This window comes from Gordonia sp. DT218 (genome assembly GCF_049847105.1).
GTDB lineage: Bacteria > Actinomycetota > Actinomycetes > Mycobacteriales > Mycobacteriaceae > Gordonia.
Genome location: NZ_JBNCNS010000001.1, coordinates 750,252 through 775,815, shown reverse-complemented (window position 1 = coordinate 775,815; position 25,564 = coordinate 750,252). Strand labels below are relative to the sequence as shown.

Sequence of the window (25,564 nt, the reverse complement as noted above, 5' to 3'; positions counted from 1 at the left end):
CAGAGAATGCGGATGCGGTTGCAGGGCATCGTCATCGTTGTCTCTGGGTGATCAGAGTCGGAGTCCCTGATCACGGATTCGCGGCCATCATTTCGACCTGTTGAAACCCAGACTATCGGCGGGTACCGACAAGATCGGAGTGGTGTGAATCCTGTCCACACGATCGGGATTCGCGCCAGCCGTATCTGCCCGGACTGACTCGTACACGTCGTCGCACGATATGTGCGATGCCTGGTGCCAGGTCGGGGGTAGCTCCACCGTGGTGGGCATGTGCAGCCTCTCGGAGCGCACGGATGCGGTTGCAGGGCATCGTCATCGTTGTCTCTGGTCGATCAGAACCGGGTGTTCTGTGATCGACCGGCCGTCATCATTTCGGCTTGGTGGAACCAGACTATCGGCGGCCACCGACAAGATCGGCAGGAGAGGTGAATCGAGCCGCGATCAACCCCGCTGCGCCCGCTTCACCAGATTCCGGCCGATGATCAGCCGCTGGATCTCGCTGGTGCCCTCGTACAGTCGGAGTAGGCGGACGTCTCGATAGATCCGTTCCACGGGAACGTCGCGCATATACCCGCTGCCGCCGTGCACCTGCACGGCCAGATCGGCGACCTTCCCGACCATCTCGGTGCAGAAGAGCTTGGCCGCCGAGGGTGCGATCCGGCGATCTGTCTCGTCGACCCACGCGCGCGCTGCATCGCGCACCATCGCCCGGCCGGCCATCACTCCCGCCTGCTGATCGGCGAGCATGGCCTGTACGAGCTGGAACTCGCCGATCGCGGTGCCGCCCTGGGTGGCGGTGGCCGCCCATGCCACCGACTCGTCGAGTGCGCGTTGCGCCGTGCCGACCGAGAGAGCCGCGATGTGGACGCGGCCGCGGGCCAGCGATGTCATTGCCGCGCGATAGCCGACGTCCTCGCTGCCGCCGACCAGCGCGGAGGCAGGTACCCGGACGTCGTCGAAGTGGACGTCCGAGGTCCATGCGCCTTCCTGGCCCATCTTGCGGTCCTTTGCGCCGACGGTGATCCCCGACGTCTCCGCGGGAACCAGGAACACCGCGATGCCGGTGCCGTCGGAGTCGGCGGGGCGGGTGCGCGCGAACACCACGAACAGGTCGGCCAGCGGGGCATTGGTGATGAAGCGCTTCTCGCCGGTGATCACCCAGTCGGCGTCATCTCCCGATCCGTCGCGAACCGCCTTGGTGCGCAGCCCGGCCGGGTCCGAGCCCGCGCCAGGCTCTGTGAGCGCGAACGACGCTACCACCTCGCCCGAGGCGATCTTCTCCAGCCAGGTGCGCTTCTGCTCATCGGTGCCGAAGCCGACCAGGACCTGGCCGGCGATGCCGTTGTTGGTGCCGAACATCGACCGCAACGCGAGTGACGTGTAGCCGAGTTCCATGGCCAGCTCAACGTCCTGGGTGAGGTCGAGGCCGAGGCCGCTCCACTCCTGCGGGATCGCGTAGCCGAACAGGCCCATGTCCTTGGCGGTCGCGCGGATGTCGTCGGGGATCGCGTCGGCGTCGAGGATCTCCTGCTCACGCGGGACGACCTTCTCGCGGACGAACTCGCGCGTGGCGGCGAGGATGTCCGCGAAGTCGTCGGCGGACACCTGGGAAGTGGCAGCTGCTGTGTTCATGACACTGGTCATCCTCCCACTGTGACGGTCTCGACGGGAGCGGTCCACTACGAACTCGCTACTGCTCGCATAGCCGCTTCGAATGGATCGGCCGGGTTCGATTCGGTGCGCGGACCGGTAGATTCCGTCACATGGACTCTTCTGCACCCAACATCCTCCTGGACGGGCGCACCGCGGTCATCACCGGTGGTGCGCAGGGCATCGGACTCGAGATCGCACGGTCGTTCGTCGACGCGGGTGCCCGCGTGGTGCTCGGCGACCTGAACCGAGAAGCAGCCCAGGCTGCTGCGGAAAAGCTCGGTGGCGCCGACGTCGCGCGCGCCGTGCAGTGCGACGTGACCGACTCCACCAGTGTCGACGCGCTCCTGGCCGCGGCCGTCGACGGCTTCGGTTCGCTGGACGTGATGGTGAACAATGCCGGCATCACCCGTGACGCGACGATGCGCACGATGTCCGAAGACGACTTCGACCTGGTGATCTCCGTGCATCTCAAGGGGACGTGGAACGGTACCCGCAAGGCCGCCGCGATCATGCGTGAGGCCAAACGCGGTGCCATCGTGAACATCTCGTCGCTGTCGGGCAAGGTCGGCATGGTCGGGCAGACGAACTATTCGGCCGCGAAGGCGGGCATCGTGGGCATGACCAAGGCGGCGGCCAAGGAGATGGCACATCACGGGGTGCGGGTCAACGCGATCCAGCCCGGTCTCATCCGGTCCGCGATGACCGAGGCGATGCCACAGAAGGCGTGGGACCAGAAGATGGCCGAGATCCCCATGCAACGTGCCGGTGAGGTCGATGAGGTGGCTTCCGTCGCACTTTTCCTCGCCTCCGACATGTCCTCGTACATGACCGGCACCGTGCTCGAGGTGACCGGCGGGCGCTTCATGTGAACGCAGCTCACCGCCGACACCGTGGTTCGTCGAATTCGAAAGGCCTGCTATGAAAGACACCGTCTTACGCGACGTGGTGATCTGTGAACCCGTCCGTACCCCGATCGGCCGGTACGGCGGCATGTTCAAAGACGTCACCGCCGTTGAACTCGGAGTGACCGCGTTGCGCGGCATGCTGGATCGGACCGGGCTCGCGTCGGATGTCATCGAGGACGTGGTCCTGGGCCACTGCAACGGCAACAGCGAGGCGCCTGCCATCGGGCGGGTCATCGCCCTTGACGCAGGTCTCCCGATCACGGTGGGCGGCATGCACATCGACCGACGATGCGGCTCGGGACTGCAGGCGGTCATCCAGGCCGCGTTCCAGGTCGCGGCCGGCGACAATGACGTCGTCGTCGCGGGTGGGACGGAATCGATGAGCAACGCGTCGTTCTACTCCGTCGACATGCGATGGGGAGGCGCCCGGACCGGTATCGCCATGCACGACAGCCTGGTTCGTGCCCGATCCACCGCCGGAGGACAGAACTACCCGGTGCCCGGCGGCATGATCGAGACAGCGGAGAATCTGCGCAAGGAGTACGAGATCTCGCGCGAGGAACAGGACGAACTCGCCGTCGAGTCGCACCTGCGCGCGGTGCGGGCGCAGAAGGACGGCATCCTCGCCGAGGAGATCATCCCGGTGACCGTGCGCAGCCGGCGTGGCGATCAGGTCATCGACACCGATGAACATCCTCGTCCCGACGTCTCGTCGGAATCCCTCGCCAAGCTGAGGCCGATCATGGGCAAGGCCGATCCGGATGCGACCGTCACCGCCGGCAATGCGAGCGGCCAGAACGATGCGGCCGCGATGTGCATCGTGACCACACCCGACGTCGCGGAGAAACACGGTCTGCGCCCGCTGGTGCGACTGGTGTCGTGGGCAGTCGCCGGGGTGCCACCGCGCACCATGGGTATCGGGCCGGTGCCGGCGACCGAGAAGGCGTTGGCCAAGGCGGGAGTGACGCTCGCAGACATCGACGTGATCGAGCTCAACGAGGCCTTCGCCGCGCAGGCGTTGGCGGTGACCCGCGAGTGGGGTTTCGGCCGGTTCGGTGCCGGTGGCGACTTCGATCGCACCAACGTGCACGGATCGGGAATCTCACTGGGCCATCCGGTCGGCGCGACCGGCGTGCGCATGCTCGCGTCGCTGGCGAGGGAGATGTCGCGCCGCGAGGTCCGCTACGGCCTGGAGACAATGTGCATCGGCGGCGGCCAGGGCCTCGCGGCGGTTTTCGAGCGCGTCGTCTGAGTCCCGGCGCGTATCGGGATCAGGGCGATTCGCGGATGAGGTCGACGAATGCCTGACCTACCGGCGAAAGGCCCGCCGGGTCGTAGGTGATCGCGAACGGCCGGACGAATCGGGGATCGACGGTCCGAACGACGACACGGTCGGCAGCGGCCTCGGCCATCGTCTTCTCCAGCAAGGTACCGCCGATGCCGGCGAGCACCATCGGCAACCGTTCCTCACGATGCTCCGACAGAACCGCGAGTGGTGGCCGCACGCCGGCCACCCGGATCGCCTCTTCGATCTCGTCCGCCACCGAATGCCCGCGCGGGACGAACACCATGGGGATCGTCGGTAGTTCGGCGAGCGGGATCGGACCGTCGGGAACCTGTGATCCTGGCGGATAGACGAGCACGTACTCCTGCTCGCCGAGCACGATGACCTCCAGGTCGTCGCCCGCGATGGGCAGATGCGCGACGACGAACTCACAGTGTCCGTCCTCGATCACCGAGGCCGCCTGCGTCTCGTCGCGAAGCTCACCGAAACGGACGCCCACCCGGGGGTACTCACGGCGGAAGCGCGCGATCAGTTCCACGATCGGCCCGCTCGCCATCGCCGGAGCGGCGAGGATGTCGAGGCGGCCGGTCAGTTCGTCGGCCGATGCGGAGAGGAGATCTTCGACCGCGCCCACGTCACGCACGATCTGGCGTGCCGGTCCGACCATCGTCCGGCCCGCGGCACTGAGCACCATGCCGCGTCCGATGCGATGGAACAGCGGCACGCCGAGCTCGCGTTCCAGAGCTCGAAGCGCTTGTGACACAGTGGGTTGCGCGACACCGAGGGCGCCGGCAGCGCCACCGATGCCCTCGTGTTCGACCACTGCGAGAAAGTACTCCACCTGACGTAATTCCATCGACCTACCAGTCGCCGAACTCGGACGGGTCCGAGGTGACACCGACGTGCCCCTTGGCCACCGCGATGAACGCCATGGCCGCGGGCGAGGGCCGGCCGGCTCGGAGGACCAACCCGAATGCCCGAGTCAACGGTGGGTCGAGCGGCAATCGCCGGCTGCCCGGCATCTGCTGTTCGGCGACCACCCGCGGCGCGACGGTGGCGGCCGTCCCGCGTTCCACCAGGTCCCAGGTCGCTGTTGGATGCGCGCAGTCGACCACCACGTTGCGGGCGTCGTCGTCGATGAGGTCGCCGATGATCGCCGACGAGCCCGGATCGGCGATGTCGAACACGAGTGGGATCGAGCGCACCCGCCGGCGGGGTACGGGGTCGGTGAGGCCGGCCGCCAGCGCCGGCGGGGCGGCGAGCACGAGTTCCTGGGCGCCGAGCGGAATGGCCGTGAAGGTCGCGTGCTCGGCTGCCGCGTCCATCAGGCCGATCTCGGCCTCGCCTCGTCGCAAGGCCGCCAGCACACCGCTCGGCCCGTCGGCCGCGACGACCCGCGCCGAGAGGCGCGGAAACCGTTCCCGGAACACCCGGATCATCTCCACCACGGGGTCGATGCTGAACGCGCCGTGGGTGACGATGTCGACCCGTCCGGCGCGTAGTTCGCGCACCGCCTCGACCTTCGCCTTGGCCCGGTCGACGTCGCCCAGGATGCGTCGCGCGGCGACGTCGAGTTTGAGGCCGGCCTCGGTGAGTTCCAGGCGACGGCCGGTGCGGTCGAACAACGTGACACCCAACCGTCGCTCGAGCGTCCGGATGGCCTGGGACAGGGACGGCTGCGAGATGTAGAGCGACTGCGCCGCCTTGGTGATCCCGCCGTGGTCCACCACCGCTACGAAGTAGGTGACGAGGTGCAGGTCCACCTCAGTGATGGTACGGATCGTCGATCGCGTCGGGTCCGGTCACCGGCGGGCGCCGGTGACCGCCGGGATCACTTTCCCGTCCAGTTGGGTGCCCGCTTCTCGGCGAATGCGCGCGCACCCTCCTGTGCGTCCGCGGAGGTGAAGACCTGCCCGAGGTGCTTCCACTGTGCCTTGAAGAGATCGGCGTCGGTGTAGTCGATGGACATGGCGACCACCTGCTTGGTCGCCCGCACGGCGAGCGGACCGTTGGCGGCGACGGTCGCGGCGAGTTCTCGCGCGACGGTCAGCGCCTCGCCGGGCTCGGCCAGCCGGTTGACCATGCCGAACTGGTGGGCGCGCTCGGCGGTCATCGGATCGCCGGTGAGGGCCATCTCCATCGCGAGCTGGTAAGGGAGGATCTTCGGCAGCCGCTGCAGACCCCCGGCCGCGGCCGCCAGGCCGCGCTTGACCTCGGGGATACCGAATTTCGCGTCCCGCGCGGCGACGATGAGGTCTGCGCTCAAGGCGAGCTCGCAACCACCGGCCAGCGCCCAACCCTCGATGGCTGCGATCAACGGCTTCGCCGGGGGCGACTCGACGAGTCCGGCGAACCCCTTGCCCTCGATGTTCACGTTCTCGCCACGGGTGAAGCCCTTGAGGTCCATGCCGGCGCAGAAGGTACCGCCCGCACCGGTGAGGATGCCGATGGTGATGTCGTCGCGCGAGTCCATCTCGTCCACGGCGGCCGCGATGCCCTCGGCCACCTCACGGTTCACCGCGTTCTTGGCCTCGGGTCGGTTGATGGTGATGACGGCGACGCCGTCGGCGAACTCGGTGAGAACTGCGGTCATCGGGAACTCTCCTCAACTGCGGCGGACGGTGTGGTCAGTGACCACCGGATGGGGACACCCTCGGTCGGGCTCAGGATGCCTCGCTGCTGCAACACGACCAGGTGTGCGTTGGTCTCACCCAGTGCCATCCGGCTCAGCGGAACCGACAGCTGCTCGAACGGTCGCGACCAGGTCACCGAGCGGGTGATGTCCCAGGCCGTGGACTGGGGCTCGGCGGCCACCGCCGCCGTGATCTCGTCGAGTCGTTCCTCATGGTGTGCGAGAAGATGTGTGACCCGGTCGGCGAGTCCACGGAACCGATACTCGTGGGAGGGCAGCGCCTCGAGGTCGGGCAGGTGCTCGGTGTTGGCCAATGAGATGAGGTACTCCGACAGCGGGTTGTGCGACTGGAACCGATTCGTCGAGACGTTCGGGCTGATCCGCGGCAACAGATGGTCGCCGGTGAAGATGACCCCGGCGTCCTCGTCGACGAAGCAGAGGTGACCGGCGGTGTGTCCCGGGGTCCACAGCGCCCGCACATTCCATCCGGGCAGATTCAGTGGGTCGCCATTGTCGAGTTCGACATCCATGGTGCGACCGTCCGGCAGGCGGGCGATCTCACGGAATCCGGTGTCCACGACGTCGGTAGGCGCGCCGTGGATCTCGAGATCCCGCTGTGCGCCTTCGATCTGTCGCTCGATCTCCGCCTCGGTGACATGGTGCAGGTGGCGCGCATCGTTGTGGTGCATCGCGAGCACCGGATCGACGTGCTCGAGCAGCCGCGGCACCAAGCCGAAGTGATCGGGGTGCAAGTGGGTGATGGAGACGTGCCGGACGTCGGCCACATCGTGGCCGGTGGCGTGTAGACCATCGACAAGGGCACGCCACGATTCGTCGGTGTTCCATCCGGTGTCGATCAGGGCGATACCGTCGGGCAGGGCGAGTGCGTAGATGAGTACGTAGCGCAGCGGGTTCGACGGCATCGGGACCGGGATCGACCACAGGCCGGGCCGAACCTCCTCGACCGGGGGCAGCACCTTCTCGGCCCATGCCTCACGCTGACGATGGCCGGTGACCTCGATCGTGGTCATTTCACCTCCAGATGATGACGCCGATGATCCAAACGGTTGCGGCGATCAACTTCCATCGGATCATGAGGTGTTCGTCATGTTCAAAGTGGGTCCGACTCAGACACGATGAGGAACTACCTATGGCGGCGGGAGATGTGCGCCGTTGACGACCCGCGGGTCGGCAGGTGATGGTTGCCCGGTGGATGCCGATCAGATGCCCCTGCCGCTGGCCGGGATCACCGTCGTCGCGCTCGAGCAGGCCGTCGCGGCACCGCTCGCGACCCGACACCTCGCCGACATGGGTGCCCGCGTGATCAAGGTGGAACGGATGGGGGAGGGCGACTTCGCGCGGAACTACGACGACGCCGTGCACGGCCTCGCATCCCATTTCGTCTGGCTCAACCGTGGCAAGGAGTCACTGACCCTGGACCTCAAGTCGTCGTCGGGGCGCGACGCGCTGCACCGGCTGATCGCCCGTGCCGACGTGTTCCTCCAGAATCTGGCACCCGGTGCCGCGGCGCGACTGGGGTTCGGTGCCGACGAACTGCGCGCCGACCATCCGGAACTGATCGTCGTCGACATGTCGGGGTACGGCAACGCCGGTCCGTACCGGGAGCGCAAGGCCTACGACATGCTGGTGCAGGCGGAAGCGGGCCTGATCTCCGTCACCGGCACCGTCGACGAGGCGGCCAAGACCGGTATCCCGACGTCCGACATCGCTGCCGGTATGTACGCCTTGACCTCGATCCTCGGTGCACTGGTGCGGCGCGGGGCCACCGGTACGGGGGCTGCGGTCTCGGTGTCGATGTTCGACGCAACGGTCGAATGGATGGGGCATCCGATGTACATGCGGCTCTACGGCGACCGTCAGATCGCACGGTCCGGCGTGGGGCACGCGGCGATCGTTCCGTACGACCGCTATCCGACCAGTGACGGCGAGATCCTCATCGGGGTGCAGAATGACCGCGGCTGGCAGGTCCTCGCCGGCGAGGTACTCGGACGCCCGGACCTCGCCGCCGATCCCCGATACGCCACCAACATCGGCCGGGTCGCTGCGAGAGCGGACGTCGACGCGGCGGTTGCGGCGGAGACCAAGCGGTTCACCACCGTCGACCTCGATGAAAAGCTCGCTGCAGCAGGTATTCCCGCCGCCGAGATCCGTGAGCTCGACGGCGTGGTGGCGCACCCACAGTTGTCCGGACGGGATCGGTGGCGCGACGTGGACACCGAGGCCGGACCGATCCGGGCGCTGCTGCCCCCGATGACGTTCGGCGACGTCGAGCTGCCGATGGGTGCGGTGCCCTCCCTCGGCCAGCACACCGAGGCGATCCTCGCCGAACTGGCTCGCGACGAGACCGACCCGCCTCCGCTGATCGAGTAGGGGACGGGTCGTTCGGTGCCTTGCCGCAGATCGGGAAGGGACGAGCCGCGTCGATTCTTCCCGCTGATCGAGTAGGTGACGAGCGTAGCGAGGAGCCGTATCGAGATCACCTGTCGCTCGGGTGGTCTCGATACGCCACTCGCTACGCTCGCGGCTACTCGACCGGCGGTGGGGGCGAATGCGTGGCTACTCGACCGGCGGTGGGGGCGAATGCGTGGCTACTCGACCGGCGGTGGGTTGTCAGCGCCCAGTTCCGGGGCGGGGCCGGTGAAGTAGTGCTCGCCGTCGAAGGCGGCCGGATGACCTGCGGCGAGAAACGTCCCGATCCTCGGCTGGTCGAGTTCGGCGAACATCGGGTTGGTTGCCAGCACTCCCGCCGCCACGACCTCCTCGAAACTTCGGTAACGCTCCCAGAGCACCGATGATCCGCCAAGCGCCGCAGTGACCTCCGCACTGCTGTGACGCGCGAACCACGGCTCGAACAGTGCGGTGAGCACCGCCCGATGGGTGAAGCGGTCGGCCTCCCTGCGGAAGTCGGCGCCGAGGGCCTTCTCCACCGCCTCGACGGCGTCGCCCACCTCGGTCAGCCCGACGAGGTCGCGGAAATGGCGCGGCGTGAGCGCCACGATCATGAACCGGGCGCCGTCCGCGGCGACGAAATCGGTTCCGTACGTGCCGTAGACGTCGTTTCCGGTGCCCACCCGTCCCCGGCCGTTGACCTGCGGTTCGGTCAGGTAACCGAGCGTGCTGGCGATCGAGAGGGCCGTATCCTCGAGCGGCAACGTGATGTGCGCGCCGATGCCGCTCTGTTCGCGTCGACGGACCGCGGCCGAGATGGCCAGGGCTGCATACAATCCACACGCCATGTCCCACGCCGGCAGCACATGGTTGACGTTGCCGGCGTTCGCGACCGGTCCGGTGATCATCGGGAACCCGAGGCCGGCGTTGACGGTGTAGTCGACACCGGGCGTGCCGTCGGTGCGTCCCAGGATCTCGCAGGTGATGACATCGGGTCGCAGCGCAGAGAGGGTCTCGTGGCTCATCCACGACCGTCCGGCCGAGTTGGTCAACAGGATGCCGCCCCCCGTGACGGGATCGGCCACCAGGTGCTGCACCAGCGACTGTCCCGCTTCGCTGCGCAGATCCGCGGTGATCGACCGTTTGCCCTTGTTGAGTCCGGTCCAGTAGATCGACTCACCGCTGTCGGTGACCGGCCAGCGGTGCACGTCGGCCGCACCGCCGATCGGATCGATCCGGATCACCTCGGCGCCGAGTTGCGAGAGCGTCAGTCCCGCCAGCGGCGACGCGACGAAACTCGACACCTCGACGATGCGGAGGCCGGCGAGGGGTTTGTCAGGGGTGGTCACGATGCTGCTCCTTCGGAGGACTCATGCCATGAGGGGTTACGCCATGAGGGCGTGGAAACGCCAGTCCAGGACGGGGCGTGAGCCGTCGCCGTCGTGTGCGACGACCACCGACCGCAGGTCGAGATGTCCGCCCCCGCCGTCGAGGGCGGCTGCCTGTTCGACAGTCAGTTCGCTGGTGAGCGTGTCACCTTCTCGAACCGGTCCGGTGTGGTCGCACGACTTCCACCCCAGCACGGTGACCAGGTTCGGCAGGGCTCGATTGGCCTGGGCGAGAGCCACTCCGATCGTGTGTCCGCCATAGACCAGACGACCGGCCGCGCCGACGCGCTCGTCGTGGTGCGTCGCCGCGATGTTGAGAGTGAGGCGGGCGAGCTCCGGCGCGCTCGACACGACGTCGCCGCTCGACGCGTAGACATGACCGGCCAGGTCGGGAGAGAAGTGTTGTCCGCGAACGGACTCCCGGTACGCGGGGAGGTCCCAGTCCGGGATGACGGCCTCTGTGGAGCGGTCGGTGCCGATGGCGGACAGGTCATCGGAGGCACGGACGCGTTCTGGGTCCGGCGATTCACTCAGGGGCAGCATCGCGCACCGGTAGAAGTCGAGCACCACGGCACCGTGCTGATCGGTGGTGATGATGTGCAGCGCGGCCAGCCCAGTCGGGGCACGGCCGGGTTTCGACGAGTTCTCCCGCAGCCCGACCACTTCGGTCGTGGTGCTCAGGGTGTCGCCGAGGTGCGGATGGCGCAGGAATCGCAGGCCGCGATAGAAAAGGTTGGCCTTGACGTGATGGGTCGCCAGCGTGGACTGCCCGATCGCCAGGTCGCAGACCAGTCCGGGGTGAGCGATCGCGCGGTCGCGTCCGGTGATCTGTCCGGCCAGCGAGACGTCGAGGGCGAGGCGCATTCGGTTGCCGACGATGGCTTGGTGGGCCGCCGCCATTCCCGATGTGATGGTCACCGACGGTGCGTCGTCGAAGACCTGCCCGATGGCGAGCTCGTCGAAGTAGGGGCCACCGACCGGGATCGTCGCGCCGGTCATGCGGGGTCCGCCTTGGCGAGGATGCGGCGGGCCGAGACGGCGAGGGCCTCGTCGAGCATCCGTCCGTCGAGGGCAGCGGCACCGTCGCCGCGGGCAGCGGCCTCGTCCAGCGCGGCGAGGACCCGTCGCGCGTCGGCGACCACGTCGGGGTCCGGAGTGAAAATCGCTTTCGCCGAATCGATCTGGGCGGGATGGATCACCCAGGTGCCGTCGAAGCCGAGGTCCCGGACCCAGGTCTTCGCGTTCCGGAACGCATCATCGTCGGCGATGGTGAGGTGTGGTCCGTCGATCACCGAGATACCCGCGGCACGTGCGGCCGTCAGCACGGTCTCCTGGACCGGGTGCCAGACGAGTTGCGGTGCGGTCGACGAACGTCCCAGCGTTGCAGCAAGATCCGCGTATCCGATGATGACCGCGGCGAGCCGATCGGACCCACGGCAGATGTCGGCGATGTCGCGGATGCCGACCGGGGTCTCGACGAGGATCTGGAGGCGAGCGGGCGAGTCGCCGAGGAGGCGATCGGCGTCCGCGAGTTGCCTGGCCGACTCCGCTTTGGGGAGTACCGCCGATGCAAGCGACGATCCCATCGTGGCGCAGGCGGACAGATCCGCCTCGACCCAGTCGGTCCCGAATGCGTTGATGCGGATCGACACCGGCCGCTTGCCACCGAATTCGGCGACGAGTGCAGCGGCGGCGTCGCGGGCAGTGACCTTGTTCTCCGGCGTGACGGCGTCCTCGAGGTCGAGGATCACCTCGTCGGCGTCGGAGGCGAGTGCCTTGCGTGCTTTCCGGTCATCGGAGGCGGGCGCGACCAGGACGGCCCGGCGTCTGTGTGTCTGCACGAAATCCTCTATCCCAGGTACGGCCAAATGTGCGGCCAAATCGGTGTCCCAAGAACTCTTACCAGACGCCCGGATGCAACGGAAGTGCGCGACAGGCCTTGACACCGTCACAACGAACGGTAAATATGGCCGTACAAATTGTCATCAATGTATTACTGTTGCGTGAGGTGGGTTCATGAGCAACCTGAATGCCGAAGAGTCGTTTCTTGTCGAGACGGTGCGTGCGTTCGTCGACCGCGACGTCAAGCCATCGGTGCAGGAGGTCGAGCACGCCAACGAGTACCCGGACAAGTGGATCGAGCAGATGAAGCAGATCGGCATCTACGGTCTCGCGGTTCCCGAGGAGTTCGGCGGATCACCGGTCTCGATGCCCTGCTATGCCCGGGTGACCCAAGAGCTCGCCCGAGGCTGGATGAGTCTGGCCGGCGCAATGGGCGGCCACACGGTGGTCGCGAAGCTGCTGACCGATTTCGGCACCGACGAACAGAAGCAGAACTATCTGCCTCGGCTCGCGACCGGCGAGATGCGGGCGACCATGGCCCTCACCGAACCCGGCGGCGGGTCGGATCTGCAGAACATGTCGACGGTGGCCGAGGTCGACGGCGACGACCTGGTCATCAACGGTTCGAAGACATGGATCTCCAACGCGCGGCGTTCGGGTCTCATCGCGTTGCTGTGCAAGACCGATCCGGCCGCGCAGCCGCGGCACCGGGGCATCTCCATCGTGCTGGTCGAACATGGCCCGGGACTGACGGTCTCGCGTGATCTGCCCAAGCTCGGATACAAGGGCGTGGAGAGCTGTGAGCTCTCGTTCGACGACTACCGGATCTCCCGGTCGGCGATTCTCGGTACCGAGCCGGGCAAGGGCTTCGGCCAGATGATGAAGGGTCTGGAGACCGGGCGTATCCAGGTCGCCTGCCGTGCCCTGGGAGTGGCCACTGCGGCCCTCGAGGATTCACTCGCCTACGCCCAGCAGCGCGAATCGTTCGGTCAGCCCATCTGGAAGCACCAGTCCATCGGCAACTATCTGGCCGACATGGCCACCAAGCTCACTGCGGCGCGGCAGTTGACGTGGCACGCCGCCGACCAGTACGACCGCGGCGAACGCTGCGACATGGAAGCCGGCATGGCCAAGCTCTTCGCCTCCGAGATCGCCATGGAGATCGCGCTGAACGCGGTCCGCATCCACGGCGGCTACGGCTACTCGACCGAATTCGACGTCGAGCGCTACTTCCGGGACGCTCCGCTGATGATCGTCGGCGAGGGCACCAACGAGATCCAGCGGAATGTCATCGCGGGGCAGCTCGTCGCCCGGGGCGGGATCTGAGGATTCCGCGATGAGCGCACGCGACACGACCGAGCCCGCCTATCGGGCACTGGCCGGCACGCTGCGTGCGCGGATCGCGGAGGGCCGCTACCGCGGCGGGGTCCGGTTACCCACCGAATCGGAGCTGTCCGACGAGTTCGGTCTGAGCCGACAGACGGTGCGGCGTGCGTTCCAGGATCTGGTCGCCGAGGGTGCGGTGTACCGGGTCCCGGGCCGAGGGACCTTTGCCACCGAGGGCAATGGGCGATACCTGCGGCAACTAGGGTCCATCGAAGACCTGATGAACTTGTCGGACGACACCACCATGGAGGTGGTGTCCGCCCCTCGACGGCAGGTCGATCTCGACGCGGCCGGTCGCCTGCGACTGGACACCGACCTGGTGTACCGCATGGTCTTCCGACGCTTCCACGATGGCGTTCCCTTCGTCCTGACGACGGTGTGGTGGCCGGAGTCGGTGGCACGACCGGTGATCGAACGACCGGAGGTGGCGGCCGGGGCCACGAGCGCGCACACCATGATCGGTCTGCTCGAACCCCATCTGGCCCGTCCGATCGCGGAGGCCGCGCAGTCCATCACGGTCGCTGCTGCGGATGCGTCGGTGGCCGAGCAGGTGAATTGTCCGGAGGGCCACCCGATGCTGCGGGTCGACCGCCTCTACAGCGATGACGACGGGAACGCTGTCGAGTTGGCTGTGAGTCACTTCCTGCCCGAGCACTACACGTATCGGGTCACCTTGCGGCGGAGTACCAGCTGACCGGTGGCGCGCGGTCAGTCTCCGTCCGGAGTCACCACGTAGTGGCCGGACCGCAGGAACCGGGTCGTGCGCTCGGTTCCGGCAGGACCGAGGAGCGGGGCGAGCGCGGCGCGCAGGGCGATTCGCCACCGTGCCGCGGCCACCGCATGTGTGCGCCGCATCGCCTCGATGTCGCGCGGGACCGGAATGATCACCACCGAGTCGGAACCGATGTCGGTGACCGGGTGGGGTTCGTCGGCGACGACGTCGATGCCGAGACGCGCACCGACGCGGAGTAGATCGTCGGCGGTGTCTGTGGGTGCCTCGGGCGCCGATGAATCGAGTGACCACGAGACGAGCAGCCGATCGCTCTCGTCCCCGCCGGCGAGTTCGTCCGCCAGCTCGCCATAGAAATCGCGGTGGTAGGCAAGCGGTACCGCACCGAGTTTGGTGAGGTTGAAATAGGCGTTGCGCGCGACGAGAGGATCGAAGGTCCAGGTGATGGTCTGCAGGCCGCGCGCCACGGCCCACTCGCGCTGGTGCATCTTGAGTGCATGGCCGACGTTGTGGCCGCGGCCGACCCGGGAGACCCCGGTGATGTGGCTGTGCAGTGATCGACCGACCGGCGCCGCGAAGAAGCCCACGCTCCCGCCTGCCAGCCGGTCGCCGACATACGCACCGGCGACATAGTTCCCGGCGTGCGAGAGGGCGCGGAGCATGTCGACGCTCACCGGCCGATTGCCGGGGTCGGGGTGCCACACGTCGTCGAACACATGGGTCAGCTGCTGGAGATCTGTGGGGGACGACAGCTCGCGGATCTCGACAGCGGTCGACGTGTGCGGCATGACCTCATCCTGTCATCGTTGACGCGGATCACGGGGCGAGTCCGGCCAACCGTCGGTGCCCTGCTCAGGAGGTCCGGTCAGCGCACTAGGATGACCGGTCATGGGTCGTGCGACGCCTGATCGATCGCCGGATGCGCTGACGCGCGTCGCGGCGGGCGTCGTCGTCCCGGTGGTCGCGGTGGCTGCACACGGTCTCGGAGGCGGCTCGGTGCAGGGCTCGGCGGGAGTGCTGCTCAGCGGGGGCATCGGCGCACTTGTTGCGCTGGTACTCGGCAGTCAGCGACGACGGTCGGCGACCACGGCCACGCTGTCCACCGCCGGCCTTCTGACGCTGGCCCAGATCGCGTCGCACCTGTCGTTGATGGCCGTTGCAACACCGTCGTCGGCGATGCACCACGACGCACTCCTCCCGATGCTGCTCACACACCTGATCGCCATCCCCCTGAGCGCCGGGCTCATCGTGGCCGCGGCCGGTCTGCTGCGGGCACTCACCTCGACGATGCGGCGCCTGATCCCGCCGCCGCGGTTCGCCGCGTCTCCTCCAGTCGTGCCCGTGCGCTGGGTGGCGCCGTACCTCTATACCGGTGTCGTCGTCGGAGGGGTCGGGGTCCGCGGTCCGCCCGCACTGCCCTGACCCGATTCGCCAACGCTGTCCGACCCCGCGCCGCGACGCGGTGGCATCTCCGCGTGCCGGCACATCTCTGAGCGTGCCCGGCCCACGTGGGGCGATCATCACACGCCTTTCTGCGTGTCTCCGAGACTTGGAAAGAACCAAAAATTATGAGTAACAGACTGATTCGACGATTCGCCCTGCCTGCAGGGGCCCTCGCCATCGCGGCGGCGGCCACCTGCGCCGGCGTGGGCGCCGCCACTGCGCACGTCACCGCGAACGCGCCGACCCTGAGTCAGGGGGGCTACGGCGTGGTGAACCTGGTGGTGCCCAACGAATCCGACACCGCCGCGACCACTGCACTGACGGTGACCCTGCCCAAGCTGAAGTCGGCCCGCCCCGAAGTGATGTCGGGATGGAAGGCGACAGTCGCCAAGGACCCCTCCACCGAGGAGGTCACCTCCATCACCTGGACCGCCCTGCCGGGTACGCCCGGGGTCCCGGTCGGCGAGTTCGCCCAGTTCCGCATCTCGGGCGGGCCGTTCCCCGAGCAGGAGAGCGTGTCACTACCCGCCATGCAGACCTACGCCGACGGCGAGAAGGTGGACTGGTCACAGCCCATGGGCGCGAACGGGGAGGAGCCGGAACATCCGGCGCCGACTCTCACCTTGCCGGCAGCCGAAGAAGGTGCCGACCATCACGGTGGCAGCGCAGACCAGAGCGGTGGCACGGAGACCTCGACGGCGTCGGATGCGGACTCGTCCTCGGCTGACGGCACCGCACGGTGGCTGGGCGGTATCGGCCTGGTGATCGGAGCGCTCGGCGCAGTGTTCGGTATCGGCGCGCTGGTCCGCTCCGGCCGACGCGGTGCCGCGACACCTGGCGGTGACGATGCGCGACGCGGTGACGATGCGCAGAGCGGTGACGATGCGCAGCGCAGTGACGATGCGTAGGCCAGAAATGGTGGCCCCGGCTGTCCGTCGTCGTTCACCGTCGGCCGTGCTCGCGGTGGTCCTCGGTGTGCTGATCACCGGGCTGATCGGTACCTGGGCCGCGCCGATCGCGTCGGCCCACTCACGGGTGGTGTCGACGGATCCGGCCAACGGGGCCTCGGTGCAGACCGGCCCGCAGCAGGTCACCATCACCTTCAACGAACCCATCCAAGAGTCGTTCGCCGTGCTGACCGTGGTGGGTCCCGACAACCACTACTGGCAGGACGGCAAGGCGACGGTGAGCGGTCCGCGACTGAGCGTCGCGTTGCGCGAACTCGGTCCGGCCGGGACCTACACGCTCAACTACCGCGTCACGTCCGCCGACGGCCACCCCGTCGAGGGCAAGCGGACCTTCCAGCTCACCACCGCAGGCAACGGAACTCCCGGTCCGGCGGCCGACACCGCGTCCGGCGGGGGCGGCGACGGTCCGCCGTTGTGGCCCTTCATCGTCGTCGCCGTCGTCGTGCTGGTGGGTGGGCTCGGCGTGATGCTGTGGCTGACGCGCCGGCCCTCTCGACGGTCGTCGTCGTGACCGCGACGGACTGACGTGGGCATTGCGGGCAGGCGTACCCCGGAGTCGCGATCGTGGATGCGCGATCTGGCGCTACCGGGTGCGTTGCTTGCGATGTTCAGCGGCCTTGGTCTCTGTTGGATCCTCGCCGCGCCTGCCGGGCCCGAGGCCGCAGCCGTCCCGTCCACGGCTGCGGTCGGCGCCGCCGTCCTGCTGGTCGGCCTGGGTGCGCTGCCCGGGCTCGGGCTCCATCCGTCGATACGGGTCATCGGTGTGGCGGGTGGCGTCTGGTGTGTCGCGGCGCTCGTCTCCGCCTGGATGCGCACGGCAGACCAGGCGGGCGAGTCGTCGCTGGCGGTGAGCGTCGGCCAGTTCGCCGACACCCTCGGTGAGGGGGCCCCCGAGGTGGTCGAACTGATCGCGGCTGTGCTGGTGGTCGCGCTGGCGTCCGTCCAGCTCACCGGCCGGATGGATCCGCCGGTCGCGGCCTACGCGGTGCTCGGGGCCATCGGACTGCTGGCAGCCGCCATCACCGGGCATCCGAGTCAGACCGCGGTCGGACCGGTCCTGATCGGCGCCCACGCCCTGGCCGCCGCCTGGTGGTGCGGCTGTCTTGCGGCAATGCTCGTCACCATTCGCGGCCGGGCCGGGTGGACCACGGCGCTGCCCGTCTTCTCACGACGGGCGGTGTGGGCGGTGGCGATCATCGCCGCGACGGGTGCGGTCACCGGTCTCATGGAGGTCGGTGGTCTCGGCGAGCTCGTTGCCGCGGGCTACGGGCGCATCCTGCTGGCCAAGCTGGCCGGCACGGCCGCCCTCGTGGTGCTGGGCGCGCGACATCGTCGGCGGTGGGTGCCGGCGGTCATCCGGCATCGGTCATCGGAGACCACGTCGATCCGACTCGCGATGGGGGAGCTGCTGGTGATGGCCGTGGTGCTGGGATTGGCGGTCGGGTTGTCGACCACCGCGCCCTGACGGTCGGCGCCGGAGTCAGCGGGGTTGGTCCCAGACCGCCAGCAGTTCGGTGATGATGTCGACCGACATCCCGAGCGCCCCCAGGTGACTCTCGCCGTGCATCGTGAACAGTTTTGCGTCGGGTAGGAGTGACACCATGTGTTCGCCGTGGCTGTAGGGGATGATGTGGTCGCGGTCGCCGTGCCACCAGCGCACCGGCACGGTCACGTCGGCCACCCGGAAGCCCCAGCCCTGCGAGAAGACCACGATGTCGGAGAATGGCGCTTCCATTCGCTGGGACCCGCCGTGGAGCAGGTCGTCGAGGAACATCGCCCGGAACTCGGGGCGCGACAACAACTCCCGATCGCCTTTCGGCGACAGGCGTCCGTAGATGGAGATCGCTGGATCGGCGATCGGGCGCGCCACACTCAGCACCGAACTGACCACTTTGCCGACCGGCGCACCGGCCACCCGTAGGACCGGTGCGGCCGCGCGGGCCAGACGCATCGCACCGCCCTCGATCGCGTCGGGTCCGACGGTCGGCGCGACGCCGCCGAGGATGCCGGCCGTCACGACCCGATCGGGAAAGGCATGGGCCACCCCGAGGGCATATGGTCCGCCGCCGGAGAGGCCGATGACGGCGAACTCGTGGATGCCCAGCGAATCGGCGACCTCGCCCAGGTCCGCGGCGAACTCGGACACCGACTCATAGGAGTGCGGGGTCGAGGAGCCGACGCCAGGCCGATCGAGGCCGATGATCCGAATGCCGTTCTCGGCCGCGAATGCGCGAGCCTCGGTCGGGATCTGGCGGCGTGCTCCCGGCGTCCCGTGCAACCAGAACATGGCGCGGCCGTTGGCCGATCCGAACTCGGCGAACCCGATCCGCCGTCGACCTCCGTCCACCGCGACGGAGCCCTCGATCTTGGGGCGGTCGATGTCCATCATTCGTCCAGCATCCCACGTAAGTTGTGTCTTGGGTCACGTGACCCCGACAGGTTTGGGGGAGACATCTCGATCGAAAGGTGATGCGCGATGACAGATCAGACTTTCACGGCAGCCGTGGTGACCGGTTTCGGAGACCCGCTGACGATCTCGGAAGTGGAGATGCCAGTCCCCGGTCACGGGCAGGCGCTCGTGAAGCTCGAGACGTCCGGTGTGTGCCACACGGACCTCCATGCCGCGCACGGGGATTGGCCCGTGAAGCCGGCACCTCCGTTCGTCCCGGGCCATGAGGGCTACGGCACCGTGGTCGGGGTGGGGCCGGGCGTGACCGACATCGCGGTCGGCGACAAGGTCGGCAACGCGTGGCTCTGGTCGGCATGTGGCCAATGCGAGTACTGCCGCACCGGGTGGGAGACACTGTGCGAGAAACAGCAGAACGGCGGGTACTCGGTCAACGGCTCGTTCGGCACCCACATGCTCGTCGACGAGCGGTTCGCCGCCCGCATCCCCGATGGTGTGGACCCGGTCGAGGTGGCACCGATCCTCTGCGCAGGCGTCACGGTCTACAAGGGTCTGAAGGTCTCCGAGACCAAGCCGGGCCAGTGGATGGTGATCTCCGGGATCGGAGGTCTCGGCCATGTCGCCGTTCAGTATGCGGCGGCGATGGGTATGCGGGTCGCCGCCGTCGACATCGGCGACGACAAGCTCGATCTGGCCCGTGAACTGGGCGCGGAGGTCACCGTGAACGCTGCCGAGGTGGATGTTGCCGAAGCGATCGTCGAACAGACCGGCGGCGCACACGGCGTGCTCGTGACCGCTGTCCACCCGCAGGCGTTCGGGCAGGCGATCGGCATGGCGCGACGCGGCGGGACCATCGTGTTCGTCGGACTGCCACCGGGCGACTTCCCGGCGCCGATCTTCGACGTGGTGCTGAAGGGACTCACGATCCGGGGTTCGATCGTCGGTTCCCGGCAGGACATGACCGAGGCACTCGACTTCTACGTGCGGGGGCTGGTGAAGCCGACCATCGCGACAACGCGACTCGAGGACATCAACGATGTGTTCCGCCGGATGGAGGAGGGCAAGATCGAAGGGCGGATCGTGATCGACTACCGCTGACCACAGGTATTTCTCATCGAGAACCGCGTACCGTCGTGAGGGTGAGTTCTGAGTTCGCCCGTGGTGTCGCCCGTGGATTCGGGCACGTCCTACGTCCGTATCCGATCCGCGACATCCCGCCCGGCACGAGTGTCGATCTCCCCGGCCGCGGGCCGACCTACGTCACCGATTCCGGACCGAAGGACGCACCCGCGGTATTCCTGCTGCATTCGGTTCTGACCACCGGACTGCTCTGTTGGTACCCGGTGATCCCCGAACTGAATCAGCGGTACCGAGTCATCACGATGGATCAGCGGTGGCACGGTCGCGGCATCCGCTCGGATGGCTTCGACCTGGTGGACTGCGCCGACGATGTGGTGGCCCTGGCCGACACACTCGGCATCGACAAATTCATCGCGGCGGGCTTCTCGATGGGTGGCGGCATCGCCCAGCTGACGTGGCGGCAACACCGACAACGCGTCGCGGGACTGGTGCTCTGCTCGACCGGGCCCTATTTCAGCACCCGCGACCCCGCGCACCGGGCCAATGCCCAGCGGACCGGACGACTGCTGACCGCGACGAGCCGGATCATGCCGAAACCGTCGCGACGCCTCGACGACACCTCCGCCCACACCGCGGTGTGGGCGATGCGTCAGTTCTTCTCCACCCCGCTGGGGCAGATGGGGCAATTCGGTGACGGACTCGGTGAATTCGACTCGCGCCCATGGCTCGACGAGATCGATGTGCCCACCTCGGTGGTGGTCTCCGTCCGGGACCGGGTGGTGGAGCCGGAACGTCAGCAACTGCTCGTCGACGGGATCCCGGGAGCGCGGCGGTTCGAGGTCGATGGCGGACATGCGTGCTGCGTCCTCGGTGCACAGTTCTTCATCCCGCCGTTCACCGAGGCCGTCGACGCCGTCAGTGAGGTCTCGATCGGGGCGTGAGCGTCTCGCCGGTGGCCTGCCACCGGGTGGCGGCACGGCACCGCCTACCGCGCACCCAGTCGCCGATGCTTCGGGACGGGCCGTCGGGTACGCGACACCGGTTGGCGCCATTACGGTTTCACACTATTGACTTGTCAAGGTTCGATTGCGGTCCCGGGCGCCGCCGGGTGCATGGGTGAATGGTCAGCTGGAGTCAGGCGGCGAGCGGGAGGTCGCCGACGGTCATCGTGCGTCGGTTGTAGGCGGGCAGTGGTCGTCGTCTGGGATCCACCGTGGCAGGCGGGATGAGCCATGGATGGCTGTCTGTGCCGATCACCACATCCCACCCGTTGTGGTGTACGTCGGCGTGGCACGACGGGCAGAGCAAGCAGCCGTTGGCCAGGCATGTCTCTCCGTCATCTGCCCAGTGCTTGATGTGATGCGCTTGCGTCCGACTCGCCGGCGCACCACATTTGACGCAGCATCGGTCTCGTACGTAAAGCGCCTTGCGGATGTGGGCAGGGAACAGTCGCTTGTCGCGGCTCATGTCCAGCGGCACCCGCTCGCCGTCGACGAGGACGGTGGTCACCGTGGCGTCGCAGGACAACCTGCGCAGCGTGGCCTCGGTGATGGACCCCATGAACTGCAATGACGCTCGTGTCGGCGCGTCGGCAGGGACGGTCAGCAGAACCTGGGTGCGCGGGGCGGATGTGTTCTCGCCGCCGCGGGCGGCGATGTCGAGCAGGGTCTCCAGGGCGTCGGCGCGGCGTCGGCCGGGGGTGCGGGAGTCGGGTGAGCCGTCGGGTTCGGGCCTGGGAGCTGACAGCTCCTCGATCGCGGAACTGAGCTTCTCGCCGACCTCGGCGTCGAGTTCGGCGAGAACATGCAATCGGCCGTCGTCGGTCACCTGATGGTCGAGGGTGTTGATCGAGCGGTCCTCGGCGGCCGGAAGGCCGCCGTCGACCTGCGCGGCGAGTTCATTGCCGATGACCCGGGCGCGTGCCGTGACCTCGGCGGGTGTGGCACCAGAGAAGAACTGGCCGAGGAGGTCGGTGACCTGGCGATGGCGTGCCTCGTCGTCGACGGGCTCGGGGGACCGGGTGGCGATGTGGTTGACGCCCTTGACGATCGCATCGACATGCTCTCCCGAGATCGCGCCGTCTCGGGCGTGCGCGCACAGGGTCGGCAACGAGGCCATCGATGACGAGGCGCGTAGCAATCGCGCCGCGACGGCGGGTGCGAATCCCATGACGATCAACAACTCTCGTGTCGATCGGCCGTGATCCTTCGCGATGCCGAGTCGATCGAGCATGCCCGCAAGCACGGCGGCCCGATGATCGATCAGGTTGCGCAACGTCACGACCGACCTCATCGCCTCGTACGCTTCACGTCCCGTGGTCGAGTCGTCGAAGTGGCATTCCCTGAGCGAATCGGCGATGCCGATGAGATCCCCCGCTGTTCTCATGCCATCCAATGTAGTCGAACAAACATTCGAATACAAGACCAATTCGCCAGCAGTGCAAGAAAATTCAGCCACTTCAGTGAACGTCAGTGAACAGGAGTCACACGCTCCGCACGATCAGCACGTGCAATGTCCGGGGTCCGTGGACGCCCTCCACGCGATCGAGTTCGATGTCGCTGGTGGCGCTCGGCCCACTGATCCACGTCTGCGGATGCGTGTGGACCCTGGTCTCGACGAGCCGGGCGACCGCCTCGGGGACATCGCCGACCACCTGATCGGCGTCGACGATGCATATGTGGACATCGGGTACCAACGACACCGCGCGTCGGCCCTGGCCCGGTCCGTGGTCGAGGACGATGGTGCCGGTGTTGGCCATCCCGACCGTTGCGGTTGTCACCACGGCGCCCACGGAATCGAGCTCGGCGGGTGACAGACCGTCATCGTTTTGCCAGTTCAGGTCCAGACCGAGCCGCCTCCGGACATCGCCGTCGGCCAAGATCGGTCCGTCGACGTCGGACAGTGCGGCGGTCACGGCAGCGCCGAGATCGTCCGCCGACACCTGCTCGACCACTGCACGGTAGTCGGCCACCCGCTCGGCGAAGCGATCGATCAGGCCGAGGTCACCGGTGCTCACCGTCTGCCCGTACGCCCAGTCGACGGGCGTCTCGTCCACGTGGGGATCGCTGACGTCGTCGAGTGCGGTCCGGATTCGTCCGAGTATCTCGTCGCGCGCACTCATCTCCCGCCCTCGCCGTCCCGGTCGTGTCGGGGGCCGCGCTCGCGTTTCCACCAGTCTCGGAACGACTCTGCCGGTGGTACCGGGATGTCGCGGGCCGAACTCCAGCCGGCCAGCGGTCCTGGAATCGACCCGATCGTGGTGCGCCGCCGGAAGAGTCGGTTGCTCGAGGACGCCGCCTTCTGTGCGGCCTCCAGCCGCTTGTGGGAGCCGAACATCCAGGCCATCGCCTTCATCGCCGCGGCCTCCGCCGTCGGGAGTCCGCCGCGATGTTCGTCGACGACCCGGGTCCGCAAGTGCACCAGCAGTTCCGGTATGTCGATACGCACCGGACAGGCGTCGAAGCAGGCGCCGCACAGGCTGGACGCATACGGCAGCGACTGATCGACAGCCGAGCCGGTGCCGCGTAGCTGCGGAGTGAGTATCGCGCCTATCGGGCCGGGGTAGACCGAGCCGTAGGCGTGGCCACCTGCGCGCTCGTAGACCGGGCACACATTGAGGCACGCCGAGCAGCGGATGCACCGCAACGCATCACGGCCCACCTCGTCGGCCAGCACGGTGGTCCGATTGTTGTCGAGCAGGACGATGTGCACATTCTGTGGACCGTCTCCCGGGGTGACGCCGGTCCAGATCGATGTGTACGGATTCTCCCGTTCGCCGGTGCTCGACCGCGGCAGCACCTGGAGAAAGACCTCGAGGTCGGACCAACTCGGCAGCACCTTCTCGATACCGACCACCGAGATCAAGGTTTCGGGGAGGGTGAGGCACATCCGGCCGTTGCCCTCGGACTCGACGACCACGAGACTCCCGGTGTCGGCGACCGCGAAGTTGGCACCGCTGATCCCGACCTTTGTCCTTAGGAACTTCTCCCGCAGGTGGAGTCGTGCCGCCTCGGCGAGGCGGCGCGGATCGTCAGTGAGGTCGTCGGGGGCCGGTCGTCCGACCTCCTTCATGCGTCGCAAGAAGATCTCACGGACCTCGCTGCGGTTGCGGTGGATGGCGGGGACAAGGATGTGACTGGGCCAGTCGTCGCCGAGTTGCACGATCAACTCGGCGAGGTCGGTCTCCCAGGCGTCGATGCCCGCCGCCTGCAACGCCTCGTTGAGCTCGATCTCCTGAGTGGCCATCGACTTGACCTTGACCACCTCGTCGGCGCCGGTCCGGCGGACCAGGTCGACGACGATCCGGTTGGCCTCCTCGGCGTCCCGGGCCCAGTGCACCACCGCGCCGGCCGCGGTGGCCTTCTCCTCGAACTGCACCAGGTAGTGGTCGAGGTGACGCAGGGTGCGGTTCTTGATGGCCTCCGCGGCCCGTCGGAGTTCCTCCCAGTTGTCGAGCTCGCCGACCACGCTCGCACGCTTGGCGCGGATGATGCCGGTGGCGTGGGCGAGATTTCGACGTTGGGTGGTGTTGGCGAGTTCGGTGCGGGCGGCGACCGGGAACTTCGGCATGCCGACGAAGGTGGAAGTCACACCGACATGTGGATGACCGGTCTCGGGAACGGGGTGGGTGGTCGTCATGCCGGCTCCTCCTCGGTCGACGCCAGGATCTCGGCCAGGTGCATCATGCGGATGCCGGAGCGTTCCCGTGACAGCAGGCCGCCGATGTGGGCGAGACACGAGTTGTCGCCCGCCACCAGGACTTCGGCGCCGGTCTCTTTGACGTGGGCGGTCTTGTCGGAGCCCATCGCCACCGAGACATCGGCGTTCTTCATCGCGAACGTGCCGCCGAAGCCGCAGCATTGCTCGGCTGCCGGCAACTCGACCAGATCGATCCCCTTGACGCTTCGCAGGAGTCGCAGCGGCTTCTCGCCGACTCTCAGCATCCGCAGCGAATGGCATGTCGGGTGATAGGTCACGCGATGTGGGAAGTACGCCCCGACGTCGGTGACGCCGAGGACATCGACGAGGAACTCGCTCAGCTCGACCACCTTGGGTACCAGGACGTCGACGGCCGAGCGCAACCCACGATCGCCTGCGCGGTCCGCGAGCCACGGATGCTGATGACGCACCGACCCCACGCACGATCCCGATGGCGCGACCACCGCGTCGTAGCCGCCGAAGACGTCGACGAACTGACGGACACCCGGGATGGCCTCATCGGCGTAGCCGGTGTTGGTGAACATCTGCCCGCAGCAGGTCTGCTCGACGGGGAACTCGACCTCGACCCCGAGTCGCTCGAGCAGCAGCGCCGTGGCCTTCGGGGTGTCGGGCCACATCGTGTCGTTGAAGCATGTGGCGAAGAGCGCAACCCTCATGGTGGGATCATCCACCTCTGGACGGGTGATCGCAGCCCGATCGGCAGAGGCGTCCCAGGGA

The 25,564-nt window shown here is 67.6% G+C and carries 25 protein-coding genes; 11 read left to right on the top strand and 14 right to left on the bottom strand.

Annotation, left to right across the window (positions count from 1 at the left end):
- Positions 1-441: 441 nt before the first annotated feature.
- Entirely contained in the window at positions 442-1,644 is a 1,203-nt protein-coding gene (locus ACPXCG_RS03600; RefSeq protein WP_425789143.1) for an acyl-CoA dehydrogenase family protein, read from the bottom strand.
- 119 nt (positions 1,645-1,763) lie between these two features.
- On the opposite strand from ACPXCG_RS03600, the gene fabG reads away from it, so the two are divergent.
- Together fabG and ACPXCG_RS03590 are read left to right on the top strand one after the other, a co-directional pair.
- Positions 1,764-2,522, top strand: a complete 759-nt coding sequence (gene fabG / locus ACPXCG_RS03595) for a 3-oxoacyl-ACP reductase FabG (RefSeq protein WP_425789141.1) — start codon at positions 1,764-1,766, stop codon at positions 2,520-2,522.
- 49 nt (positions 2,523-2,571) lie between these two features.
- Entirely contained in the window at positions 2,572-3,810 is a 1,239-nt protein-coding gene (locus ACPXCG_RS03590) for an acetyl-CoA C-acetyltransferase (RefSeq protein ID WP_425789139.1), read from the top strand.
- Positions 3,811-3,829: 19 nt separating this feature from the next.
- Here ACPXCG_RS03590 and ACPXCG_RS03585 read toward each other — a convergent pair whose 3' ends face one another.
- From ACPXCG_RS03585 to ACPXCG_RS03570, 4 genes are all read right to left on the bottom strand, one after another.
- Complete coding sequence (locus ACPXCG_RS03585; RefSeq protein ID WP_425789137.1) at positions 3,830-4,699, bottom strand: LysR family transcriptional regulator; 870 nt, start codon at positions 4,697-4,699, stop codon at positions 3,830-3,832.
- Positions 4,700-4,703: 4 nt separating this feature from the next.
- The gene (locus ACPXCG_RS03580; protein WP_425789135.1) at positions 4,704-5,606 is read right to left on the bottom strand and encodes a LysR family transcriptional regulator; all 903 of its coding nucleotides are present in this window, start codon (positions 5,604-5,606) and stop codon (positions 4,704-4,706) included.
- Between the two features lie 68 nt (positions 5,607-5,674).
- A complete protein-coding gene (locus tag ACPXCG_RS03575) occupies positions 5,675-6,436 on the bottom strand; it encodes a crotonase/enoyl-CoA hydratase family protein (RefSeq protein ID WP_425789133.1) in 762 nt (253 codons plus the stop codon).
- Positions 6,433-7,506, bottom strand: coding sequence for an MBL fold metallo-hydrolase (locus ACPXCG_RS03570; protein WP_425789131.1), 1,074 nt, complete (start codon positions 7,504-7,506; stop codon positions 6,433-6,435). The genes ACPXCG_RS03575 and ACPXCG_RS03570 overlap by 4 nt, the downstream gene beginning before the upstream one ends.
- A 193-nt stretch (positions 7,507-7,699) precedes the next feature.
- Between ACPXCG_RS03570 and ACPXCG_RS03565 the strand changes: the two genes are divergently transcribed.
- Positions 7,700-8,866 carry a CaiB/BaiF CoA transferase family protein gene (locus ACPXCG_RS03565; RefSeq protein ID WP_425790477.1) on the top strand — a complete coding sequence of 389 codons (1,167 nt, stop codon included), beginning with the start codon at positions 7,700-7,702 and terminating at the stop codon, positions 8,864-8,866.
- 218 nt (positions 8,867-9,084) lie between these two features.
- On the opposite strand, the gene ACPXCG_RS03560 is transcribed toward ACPXCG_RS03565, so the two are convergent.
- Genes ACPXCG_RS03560 through ACPXCG_RS03550 form a run of 3 tightly spaced genes read right to left on the bottom strand, consistent with a single transcriptional unit; the run spans position 9,085 to position 12,113 of the window.
- On the bottom strand, positions 9,085-10,233 hold the full coding sequence (locus ACPXCG_RS03560; protein WP_425789129.1) for a CoA transferase: 1,149 nt from the start codon (positions 10,231-10,233) through the stop codon (positions 9,085-9,087).
- Between the two features lie 36 nt (positions 10,234-10,269).
- Positions 10,270-11,271 (bottom strand): MaoC family dehydratase, encoded by a 1,002-nt coding sequence (locus tag ACPXCG_RS03555; RefSeq protein ID WP_425789127.1) that lies wholly within the window; start codon positions 11,269-11,271, stop codon positions 10,270-10,272.
- On the bottom strand, positions 11,268-12,113 hold the full coding sequence (locus tag ACPXCG_RS03550) for an HpcH/HpaI aldolase/citrate lyase family protein (RefSeq protein ID WP_425789125.1): 846 nt from the start codon (positions 12,111-12,113) through the stop codon (positions 11,268-11,270). Before ACPXCG_RS03550 ends, ACPXCG_RS03555 begins: the two co-directional genes overlap by 4 nt.
- Before the next feature lie 175 nt (positions 12,114-12,288).
- On the opposite strand from ACPXCG_RS03550, the gene ACPXCG_RS03545 reads away from it, so the two are divergent.
- Positions 12,289-13,440, top strand: coding sequence for an acyl-CoA dehydrogenase family protein (locus ACPXCG_RS03545; protein WP_425789123.1), 1,152 nt, complete (start codon positions 12,289-12,291; stop codon positions 13,438-13,440).
- Between the two features lie 10 nt (positions 13,441-13,450).
- Positions 13,451-14,194: a GntR family transcriptional regulator gene (locus ACPXCG_RS03540; RefSeq protein ID WP_425789121.1), complete on the top strand. Its 744-nt coding sequence runs from the start codon at positions 13,451-13,453 to the stop codon at positions 14,192-14,194.
- A gap of 14 nt (positions 14,195-14,208) precedes the next feature.
- On the opposite strand, the gene ACPXCG_RS03535 is transcribed toward ACPXCG_RS03540, so the two are convergent.
- Positions 14,209-15,018: a GNAT family N-acetyltransferase gene (locus tag ACPXCG_RS03535; protein WP_425789119.1), complete on the bottom strand. Its 810-nt coding sequence runs from the start codon at positions 15,016-15,018 to the stop codon at positions 14,209-14,211.
- Between the two features lie 100 nt (positions 15,019-15,118).
- Here ACPXCG_RS03535 and ACPXCG_RS03530 point away from each other — a divergent pair, with 100 nt between their 5' ends.
- From ACPXCG_RS03530 to ACPXCG_RS03515, 4 genes are all read left to right on the top strand, one after another.
- The gene (locus tag ACPXCG_RS03530; protein ID WP_425789117.1) at positions 15,119-15,652 is read left to right on the top strand and encodes a YtxH domain-containing protein; all 534 of its coding nucleotides are present in this window, start codon (positions 15,119-15,121) and stop codon (positions 15,650-15,652) included.
- A gap of 146 nt (positions 15,653-15,798) precedes the next feature.
- Positions 15,799-16,581, top strand: coding sequence for a YcnI family protein (locus ACPXCG_RS03525; protein WP_425789115.1), 783 nt, complete (start codon positions 15,799-15,801; stop codon positions 16,579-16,581).
- A complete protein-coding gene (locus tag ACPXCG_RS03520) occupies positions 16,574-17,152 on the top strand; it encodes a copper resistance CopC family protein (RefSeq protein WP_425789113.1) in 579 nt (192 codons plus the stop codon). Before ACPXCG_RS03525 ends, ACPXCG_RS03520 begins: the two co-directional genes overlap by 8 nt.
- 15 nt (positions 17,153-17,167) lie before the next feature.
- Positions 17,168-18,106 (top strand): copper resistance D family protein, encoded by a 939-nt coding sequence (locus ACPXCG_RS03515; RefSeq protein ID WP_425789111.1) that lies wholly within the window; start codon positions 17,168-17,170, stop codon positions 18,104-18,106.
- 15 nt (positions 18,107-18,121) lie between these two features.
- Here the strand turns inward: ACPXCG_RS03515 and ACPXCG_RS03510 are convergent, their stop codons facing one another.
- Positions 18,122-19,030 (bottom strand): alpha/beta fold hydrolase, encoded by a 909-nt coding sequence (locus ACPXCG_RS03510; protein WP_425789109.1) that lies wholly within the window; start codon positions 19,028-19,030, stop codon positions 18,122-18,124.
- A gap of 87 nt (positions 19,031-19,117) precedes the next feature.
- On the opposite strand from ACPXCG_RS03510, the gene adhP reads away from it, so the two are divergent.
- Both adhP and ACPXCG_RS03500 read left to right on the top strand, forming a co-directional pair.
- Positions 19,118-20,146, top strand: coding sequence for an alcohol dehydrogenase AdhP (gene adhP / locus ACPXCG_RS03505; protein WP_425789107.1), 1,029 nt, complete (start codon positions 19,118-19,120; stop codon positions 20,144-20,146).
- A 41-nt stretch (positions 20,147-20,187) separates the two neighbouring features.
- A complete protein-coding gene (locus ACPXCG_RS03500; protein WP_425789106.1) occupies positions 20,188-21,069 on the top strand; it encodes an alpha/beta fold hydrolase in 882 nt (293 codons plus the stop codon).
- A gap of 193 nt (positions 21,070-21,262) precedes the next feature.
- Here ACPXCG_RS03500 and ACPXCG_RS03495 read toward each other — a convergent pair whose 3' ends face one another.
- The 4 genes from ACPXCG_RS03495 to ACPXCG_RS03480 form a co-directional block, all read right to left on the bottom strand.
- Positions 21,263-22,513, bottom strand: a complete 1,251-nt coding sequence (locus ACPXCG_RS03495) for a DUF222 domain-containing protein (protein ID WP_425789104.1) — start codon at positions 22,511-22,513, stop codon at positions 21,263-21,265.
- A gap of 97 nt (positions 22,514-22,610) precedes the next feature.
- The gene (locus tag ACPXCG_RS03490) at positions 22,611-23,249 is read right to left on the bottom strand and encodes a LutC/YkgG family protein (RefSeq protein WP_425789102.1); all 639 of its coding nucleotides are present in this window, start codon (positions 23,247-23,249) and stop codon (positions 22,611-22,613) included.
- Complete coding sequence (locus ACPXCG_RS03485) at positions 23,246-24,766, bottom strand: LutB/LldF family L-lactate oxidation iron-sulfur protein (protein ID WP_425789100.1); 1,521 nt, start codon at positions 24,764-24,766, stop codon at positions 23,246-23,248. The genes ACPXCG_RS03490 and ACPXCG_RS03485 overlap by 4 nt, the downstream gene beginning before the upstream one ends.
- Positions 24,763-25,503 (bottom strand): (Fe-S)-binding protein, encoded by a 741-nt coding sequence (locus ACPXCG_RS03480; protein ID WP_425789098.1) that lies wholly within the window; start codon positions 25,501-25,503, stop codon positions 24,763-24,765. Before ACPXCG_RS03480 ends, ACPXCG_RS03485 begins: the two co-directional genes overlap by 4 nt.
- Positions 25,504-25,564 lie beyond the last annotated feature (61 nt).

Coding starts and splice junctions, on each gene's coding strand:
- ACPXCG_RS03600 (WP_425789143.1), bottom strand. CDS start 1,644: ATGACCAGTGTCATGAACACAGCAGCTGCCACTTCCCAGGTGTCCGCC.
- fabG (WP_425789141.1), top strand. CDS start 1,764: ATGGACTCTTCTGCACCCAACATCCTCCTGGACGGGCGCACCGCGGTC.
- ACPXCG_RS03590 (WP_425789139.1), top strand. CDS start 2,572: ATGAAAGACACCGTCTTACGCGACGTGGTGATCTGTGAACCCGTCCGT.
- ACPXCG_RS03585 (WP_425789137.1), bottom strand. CDS start 4,699: ATGGAATTACGTCAGGTGGAGTACTTTCTCGCAGTGGTCGAACACGAG.
- ACPXCG_RS03575 (WP_425789133.1), bottom strand. CDS start 6,436: ATGACCGCAGTTCTCACCGAGTTCGCCGACGGCGTCGCCGTCATCACC.
- ACPXCG_RS03570 (WP_425789131.1), bottom strand. CDS start 7,506: ATGACCACGATCGAGGTCACCGGCCATCGTCAGCGTGAGGCATGGGCC.
- ACPXCG_RS03565 (WP_425790477.1), top strand. CDS start 7,700: ATGCCCCTGCCGCTGGCCGGGATCACCGTCGTCGCGCTCGAGCAGGCC.
- ACPXCG_RS03555 (WP_425789127.1), bottom strand. CDS start 11,271: ATGACCGGCGCGACGATCCCGGTCGGTGGCCCCTACTTCGACGAGCTC.
- ACPXCG_RS03545 (WP_425789123.1), top strand. CDS start 12,289: ATGAGCAACCTGAATGCCGAAGAGTCGTTTCTTGTCGAGACGGTGCGT.
- ACPXCG_RS03540 (WP_425789121.1), top strand. CDS start 13,451: ATGAGCGCACGCGACACGACCGAGCCCGCCTATCGGGCACTGGCCGGC.
- ACPXCG_RS03535 (WP_425789119.1), bottom strand. CDS start 15,018: ATGCCGCACACGTCGACCGCTGTCGAGATCCGCGAGCTGTCGTCCCCC.
- ACPXCG_RS03530 (WP_425789117.1), top strand. CDS start 15,119: ATGGGTCGTGCGACGCCTGATCGATCGCCGGATGCGCTGACGCGCGTC.
- ACPXCG_RS03525 (WP_425789115.1), top strand. CDS start 15,799: ATGAGTAACAGACTGATTCGACGATTCGCCCTGCCTGCAGGGGCCCTC.
- ACPXCG_RS03520 (WP_425789113.1), top strand. CDS start 16,574: ATGCGTAGGCCAGAAATGGTGGCCCCGGCTGTCCGTCGTCGTTCACCG.
- ACPXCG_RS03510 (WP_425789109.1), bottom strand. CDS start 19,030: ATGATGGACATCGACCGCCCCAAGATCGAGGGCTCCGTCGCGGTGGAC.
- adhP (WP_425789107.1), top strand. CDS start 19,118: ATGACAGATCAGACTTTCACGGCAGCCGTGGTGACCGGTTTCGGAGAC.
- ACPXCG_RS03495 (WP_425789104.1), bottom strand. CDS start 22,513: ATGAGAACAGCGGGGGATCTCATCGGCATCGCCGATTCGCTCAGGGAA.
- ACPXCG_RS03490 (WP_425789102.1), bottom strand. CDS start 23,249: ATGAGTGCGCGCGACGAGATACTCGGACGAATCCGGACCGCACTCGAC.
- ACPXCG_RS03485 (WP_425789100.1), bottom strand. CDS start 24,766: ATGACGACCACCCACCCCGTTCCCGAGACCGGTCATCCACATGTCGGT.
- ACPXCG_RS03480 (WP_425789098.1), bottom strand. CDS start 25,503: ATGAGGGTTGCGCTCTTCGCCACATGCTTCAACGACACGATGTGGCCC.